General features: G+C 51.0%; 1 rRNA gene. It reads right to left on the bottom strand.

Features of this window, described 5'->3' with window-relative positions:
- A 23S ribosomal RNA gene (locus AC07VH_RS29210) occupies nucleotides 1-902 on the bottom strand; the annotation flags it as partial.

Genomic DNA, 902 nt, shown 5'->3' with positions numbered 1-902 from the left:
ATATCCGCAGCTTCGGTGACTGGCTTAGCCCCGTTACATCTTCCGCGCAGGACGACTCGATCAGTGAGCTATTACGCTTTCTTTAAATGATGGCTGCTTCTAAGCCAACATCCTGACTGTTTTAGCCTTCCCACTTCGTTTTCCACTTAGCCAATCTTTGGGACCTTAGCTGGCGGTCTGGGTTGTTTCCCTCTTGACGCCGGACGTTAGCACCCGACGTCTGTCTCCCAAGCTCGCACTCATCGGTATTCGGAGTTTGCAATGGTTTGGTAAGTCGCAATGACCCCCTAGCCATAACAGTGCTCTACCCCCGATGGTGATACTTGAGGCACTACCTAAATAGTTTTCGGAGAGAACCAGCTATTTCCAAGTTTGTTTAGCCTTTCACCCCTACCCACAGCTCATCCCCTAATTTTTCAACATTAGTGGGTTCGGACCTCCAGGGCGTGTTACCGCACCTTCATCCTGGCCATGAGTAGATCACTTGGTTTCGGGTCTACACCCAGCGACTGATCGCCCTATTCGGACTCGATTTCTCTACGGCTTCCCTATCTGGTTAACCTTGCCACTGAATGTAAGTCGCTGACCCATTATACAAAAGGTACGCAGTCACGGAACAAGTCCGCTCCTACTGTTTGTATGCACACGGTTTCAGGATCTATTTCACTCCCCTTCCGGGGTTCTTTTCGCCTTTCCCTCACGGTACTGGTTCACTATCGGTCGATTACGAGTATTTAGCCTTGGAGGATGGTCCCCCCATATTCAGACAGGATGTCACGTGTCCCGCCCTACTTGTCGTACGCTTAGTACCACCGGTCCGATTTCACATACGGGGCTATCACCCACTATGGCTCCCATTTCCAGGGGATTCTGTTATCGGTCCGACTATCACGTACAGGCTC

This window comes from Janthinobacterium sp. GW821-FHT03C10 (assembly GCF_059420865.1).
This window is presented reverse-complemented; position numbering and strand designations above follow the sequence as displayed.